Annotated in this window: 4 protein-coding genes; 2 read left to right on the forward strand and 2 right to left on the reverse strand. The window is 62.4% G+C overall.

What is annotated here, in order from left to right; genetic code table 11:
• Positions 1–187: 187 nt before the first annotated feature.
• A complete protein-coding gene (locus tag AC1D1P_RS15335) occupies positions 188–1,462 on the forward strand; it encodes a class I SAM-dependent methyltransferase (RefSeq protein ID WP_477673576.1) in 1,275 nt (424 codons plus the stop codon).
• Between the two features lie 12 nt (positions 1,463–1,474).
• Here the strand turns inward: AC1D1P_RS15335 and xerD are convergent, their stop codons facing one another.
• Entirely contained in the window at positions 1,475–2,377 is a 903-nt protein-coding gene (gene xerD, locus AC1D1P_RS15340) for a site-specific tyrosine recombinase XerD (protein ID WP_477671132.1), read from the reverse strand.
• An 89-nt stretch (positions 2,378–2,466) separates the two neighbouring features.
• A complete protein-coding gene (locus AC1D1P_RS15345; RefSeq protein ID WP_477671133.1) occupies positions 2,467–3,447 on the reverse strand; it encodes a tripartite tricarboxylate transporter substrate binding protein BugE in 981 nt (326 codons plus the stop codon).
• 109 nt (positions 3,448–3,556) lie between these two features.
• On the opposite strand from AC1D1P_RS15345, the gene AC1D1P_RS15350 reads away from it, so the two are divergent.
• On the forward strand, positions 3,557–4,424 hold an 868-nt coding region (locus tag AC1D1P_RS15350), incomplete at its 3' end, for an AEC family transporter (RefSeq protein ID WP_477673577.1).

Here is a 4,424-nt window from a genome sequence, read left to right on the forward strand (position 1 = left end):
ATGGGGCGCCTCGCCTGAAGGGCCCGCTGAACCTGGACGCCCGCCGGCGGGCTGGTTTTGACGAGGTGGAACTGGCGCTTCTGGTCTAGGAACAGACGCCAGGACGCGGCGAATTCCTACACATACAGTCACGGCAGGGATTTTCGAACAGCGCTAGACTGCAAAACTCTTGAAAAGGAGTTTGCGCATGATCCGGCATCTCGTCCCAGACATCCCTTCGCAAATGCCGGGCTTGCCCGCGGACATCGCCTTGCAGCTGCCGCAGGGCCAGCGTCTCGGAGAGCCCAACGCCCCCGTCAAGCTCGCGTTTTCGCACTGGTCCTCCATCGCCCGCCTCAAGGCCGGCCAGATCGGCGCCCTGGCGGAAGAGTATGTCGAAGGCAAGCTTCAACTGGAAGGCGCCATGCGCGACGTGATGCGCGCCGTCACCAAGCTGCTTCCCGGCAATCCGGTGCAAAGCGACACAGGCTGGTGGTCCGGCCTGCTGCACCGCGCCAAGTCCCTGGCCGCCCACACCCAAAGCCGGGATGCAGCGCAAATCCAGTTCCACTATGACGTGTCCGATGCCTTCTATGCGCTCTGGCTCGACCCCCGACGGGTGTATTCATGCGCCTACTACAGCGACAACGCCATGACATTGGCCCAGGCCCAGGAAGCCAAGCTCGACCATATCTGCCGCAAGCTCATGCTCAAGCCCGGTGAACGGTTTCTTGATATTGGCGCCGGCTGGGGCGGCTTGCTGCTGTGGGCCGCTGAGCACTACGGCGTGGACGCCACCGGCATCACGCTGTCGAAAAATCAGCATGCGCATGTGCAGCGCCTGATCGAGGAAAAAGGCCTGGGCGGGCGCGTGCGAATGGAGCTACGCGACTACCGCGACATGCCGGAGGATCAGCCCTTTGACAAGGTGTCCTCCGTGGGCATGTTCGAGCACGTGGGCCACGCCAACATGACCGGCTACTTCCAGAAAATCATGCGCCTGCTGGCACCGGGCGGGCTGGTCATGAACCACGGCATCACCGCCGGCGGCCTGGAAAACCGCCAGCTCGGCGCCGGCATGGGTGACTTCATCGAAAAGTACATCTTCCCGGGCGGCGAGCTGATGCATGTCAGCGCCGTACTGGAGCATATGTCACGCGCGGGCCTGGAGATGGTGGACACCGAAAACCTGCGCCCGCACTATGCCCGCACGCTGTGGAACTGGTCAGACGCGCTGGAAGCCAAGCTGGACGAGGCGCGCCAGGTGCTGGTTGCGGATGGCGGCGCCGAGCGCGCCGAGAAGACGCTCCGGGCTTATCGTCTTTACCTGGCGGGCAGTGCGATGAGTTTTGAGCAGGGCTGGATTTCGCTGCACCAGATGCTGGCGGCGCGGCCCTCGGGCGATGTGCACAACACCGCCGTCACCGGCGCCCAATCAAGCTATCCCTTCAGCCGAAACTATATGTACAGCGCCGCCCCTTGAGGGCTCCACCGCTCAACCTCGAGGGTGATGCTGCGCATGCAGCGCCTTCAGCCGTTCACGTGCCACATGGGTATAAATCGTGGTGGTGGAAATATCTGCATGCCCCAGCAGCATCTGCACCGCGCGCAAATCGGCGCCGTGGTTCAGCAGGTGTGTGGCAAACGCGTGGCGCAAAGTGTGGGGTGACAGCGGCGAGTTGATGCCGGCAAGCCGTGCATATTTTTTCACCAGCATCCAGAACATCACGCGGCTCATGCCCTTGCCATGGCCGGTGACAAACAGGTCGTCGGTCTGTTGCCCGCCCAGGATGGCCGGACGGGCGTCCGCCAGGTATTTCACAATCCATTCCCGCGCCACCTGGCCGAAGGGCACCAGCCGTTCCTTGCTGCCTTTGCCCATGACGCGAAGCACCCCTTCGTTCAGTCCCAGGTGAAATGTCTTGAGGCCCACCAGCTCGCTCACACGCAGGCCGCTGGCGTACAGCAGCTCCAGCATGGCGCGGTCGCGCTGGCCCAGCGGCGTGTCGTCGTCGGGTGCGGCCAGCAGTGCTTCAACCTGGGCTTCGCTCATGACTTTGGGCACCCGAAGCGCCTGCTTTGCCGACTGGAGTTTGAGCGTCGGATCTGCAGCAATCAGGTGTTCGCGCAATGCCCAGCGAAAGTAGCGCTTGAACACCGTCAGGCGCCGGTTGGCGGATGTTGCCTTGGTCGCAGCGTGCCGGGCCGAAAAGTAGCTGTTGAGGTCGGCCTCCGCCGTCTCGTCAAGTCTTCGCCCTCCCTGCTCCCTGGCAGCCAGCCAACCGGCGTAGAGCGACAGGTCGCGGCGGTAAGCCGCCAGCGTGTTTTTGGACAGCCCGTCTTCCAGCCACAAGGCGTCAATAAACCCATCAATACTGGACTGGCTTTCTGGCTGCATGGGGTGACCATAACAAAAAAGCCGCCGCACATTTGAATGCACGGCGGCTTACGGGTAGCTTCGCATCCGGTCGTGCCGGATTCCCAGCCTTATTCGAGCTTGAGCTTGGCCGAATCGACCACCTTTTTATAGACATCAAATTCGGCCTTGATCTGCGCCGTGAACTGCTCAGGCGTATTCGCAATGATCAGGGAGCCGGTGTCTTCGATCCGTTTGCGTATCGCCGGGTCTTCCAGCGACTTCTTCACGCCGGCGCTGACCTTGTCGACCACGTCCTTTGGCAAACCCTTCGGGCCGATGATGCCGTAATAGGCCATGCGGTTCACAGGTTCCAGGCCGACTTCCTTGAAGGTGGGCACATCCGGCAGCACGGCCAGGCGCTGGGGCGCGGCCACCACAATGGGGATCAGGCGTTTTTGCTGGATGAATGGCAGGGCCGACGGCAGGTTGTCAAAAATCATGGGCACCTGCCCCGCCACCGTGTCGTTCAGGGCCGGACCTGCACCGCGGTAGGGAATGTGCGTCACGAAGGTGCCCGACATGCTCTTGAAGAGCTCCATCTGCAGGTGACCGATGCCGCCGGTGCCCGAGGATGAATAGGAATACTTGCCGGGGTTCTTTTTGAGCTCAGCCACAAACTCCTTGTAGTTGCGCGCCGGAAAGCTCGGGTGAACCGCAATGATGTTGGGCGTTGCCGCAATATTGATGATGGGCGTGAAGTCCGTCAGCGTGTTGTACGGGATCTTGGGGTTGATGGCGGGATTGGCCGCGGTGGTGGACACCGTGGCCACACCCAGCGCATAGCCATCGGGAACGGCGCGCGATGTCTCGAGTGCGCCCACCACGCCGCCGCCGCCGGCCCGGTTTTCGACGATCACGCTCTGGCCCAAGGCCTTGCCCAGGGGCTCGGAGATGACGCGGGCGACGATATCAGTGGTGCCACCGGGTGCAAACGGCACCACGAGCTTGACCACCTTGTTGGGATAACCCTGTGCCAATGCGGGGCCTGCGGCGGTGCCCAGCGCAAGCGCGGACACCACGGAATAGGCAAACAGATAACGACGTTGCATGTTCAGTCCTTCAATAAAACAGCAGAAATGGTAATCGCAACATTCATGCCCCGCAGTTGTGGATTACGCATAAGGGCAAACCCGAGGGGATTGCGGTTATTCTCGGCGAGTGAACTACGCGCAGCTTCTTTTTCCCGACTTTTCCCTCATTGTTTGCGGCTACCTTGTCTGCCGCTACACCGCCCTCAACCGCACCGTATGGGAACAGGTGGAGAGCCTGGTTTATTACTTTTTGTTTCCGGTCCTGCTTTTTCATTCAATCGTCAAAAGCCCGCTGGACCTGGGCGCCGCCTCCAGCCTCATCAGCGCCGGTATCCTGCTGGGGGTTGCCGGTATTGCGATGGCCTACAGCCTGCCGCACCTGCCATGGCTGGGCAGGCACATCGACTCGCGTGAGCACGCCGCCAGCGCGCAAGTGGCATTTCGCTTCAACTCCTTCATTGCGCTGGCCCTGGCCGACCGGCTGGCGGGCAGCCAGGGCCTGCAGCTGATCGCCGTGCTGATTGGTGTGTGCGTGCCGCTTTTCAACGTGGCGGCGGTGTGGCCCATGGCGCGGCATGCCCAGCGCGGTTTCATGGGCGAGCTGGTGCGCAATCCGCTGATCCTTGCCACGGCCACAGGCCTGGTGGCCAACCTGCTCGGCTTTACCCTGCCTGTCTGGCTCGAACCCACGGTGACCCGCATCGGAGCCGCCTCGCTGGCACTGGGCCTGATGGCGGCAGGCGCCGGCATGCAGTTCGGCCACCTGTCGCAAGCCAAAACGCTGGCAGTGGCCGTGCTGTCGATACGGCACCTGTTGATGCCGGTCATGGCCCTGGGCCTGTGTAAAGCCTTCGGGCTGTCGCCGGTGCAAAGCACCATCCTGTTGGCGTTTTCTGCCCTGCCGACGGCTTCCAGCGCGTACGTGCTGGCGGCGCGCATGGGGTACAACGGGGGTTACGTGGCGGGTTTGGTGACGCTGTCCACCATCCTGGGCG

It is taken from the genome of Polaromonas sp. P1_E1_2, from assembly GCF_056406035.1.

What these genes read in the sequence shown, in the direction of transcription:
- AC1D1P_RS15335 (WP_477673576.1), top strand. Translation starts at nt 188, where the DNA reads ATGATCCGGCATCTCGTCCCAGACATCCCTTCGCAAATGCCGGGCTTG.
- xerD (WP_477671132.1), bottom strand. Translation starts at nt 2,377, where the DNA reads ATGCAGCCAGAAAGCCAGTCCAGTATTGATGGGTTTATTGACGCCTTG.
- AC1D1P_RS15345 (WP_477671133.1), bottom strand. Translation starts at nt 3,447, where the DNA reads ATGCAACGTCGTTATCTGTTTGCCTATTCCGTGGTGTCCGCGCTTGCG.